This window comes from Kitasatospora misakiensis, assembly GCF_042656005.1.
In the GTDB taxonomy this organism is placed as follows: Bacteria; Actinomycetota; Actinomycetes; order Streptomycetales; family Streptomycetaceae; genus Kitasatospora; species Kitasatospora misakiensis.
Map to the genome: position 1 here is coordinate 1 of NZ_JBHSOF010000140.1, position 917 is coordinate 917.

The 917-nt window shown below is 69.1% G+C and carries 1 protein-coding gene and 1 pseudogene; one reads left to right on the forward strand and one right to left on the reverse strand.

What is annotated here, in order from left to right; translation table 11 throughout:
- The first annotated feature begins 233 nt into the window (after positions 1–233).
- Entirely contained in the window at positions 234–668 is a 435-nt protein-coding gene (locus ACFP3U_RS36940; protein ID WP_380230159.1) for a PhlB family protein, read from the forward strand.
- A gap of 117 nt (positions 669–785) precedes the next feature.
- Here ACFP3U_RS36940 and ACFP3U_RS36945 read toward each other — a convergent pair.
- Positions 786–917, reverse strand: a pseudogene (locus ACFP3U_RS36945) (electron transfer flavoprotein subunit alpha/FixB family protein); the annotation flags it as partial.

Genomic DNA, 917 nt, shown 5'->3' on the forward strand with positions numbered 1-917 from the left:
CACCGCCTCACGGAGCATCTCGTGCTCCTCGGAGATCCGGAAGAGATCGAAGTCCTGGCTCATGATCGGCCACTCCTGTTTCACGAGGTTCTAGACGGCACTCAGTACCCTTCATTATGCACGAACGCGATAAAAAGGGAACTCAGTGCCTTCCCAGAGTGGTACTGAGTTCCCTATCCTCTTCCCGGCGGTAGCCGTAGCACCGGGCCCGTACGACGCAGGGAGATGACACCGTGGTCCACTCAGCCATCGACGCCGACATCGAGAGCGCCCCGCTGTACTTCCAGCGCTGCGCCTGGTGCCACAACCCGACCTTCCAGCGGCTGCTCTGCCCGACCTGCGGCTCCACCGAGCTGCGGCTGGAGCGCAGCGAGGGCACCGGGGTGGTGCGGCGGTGCGCCGTCGAGCAGGCCCGTACGCCGCTGGCCCGGCAGAAGTCGCTGATCCGGATGGCCGAGGGGTTCGACGTCTGGTGCATCGTCACCGGTCTGCGCTCCACGGTGCCGGTGGGCACCCGGGTCCGGCTCAGCGCGCCGGCCGGTTCGGAGCAGCCGGAGCTGACGGTGCTGGCGCCCGAGGAGCCGGAGCGCGTGCCGACCGTCGAGCCCCGGCCGCTGCCGCCGAACCAGGGCGGGTTCACCCAGCACCTGGCGGCCTTCGCGGAGTGACCGGGCGGCGGGCTCAGTGGGGCGGGCGTCTCGTCGGGAATTGCGAAAGGGGCGTGGCACCGAGTACCCCGGGGTACTCGGTGCCACGCCCCTTTCGGCGTCCGGTCCGGACCGGTGTCAGGCCTTGCGGGCCTTGACCTCGGCGGTGAGCTGCGGCACGACCGCGAAGAGGTCGCCGACCACGCCGTAGTCGGCGAGCTCGAAGATCGGGGCCTCGGGGTCCTTGTTGACGGCCACGATGGTCTTCGA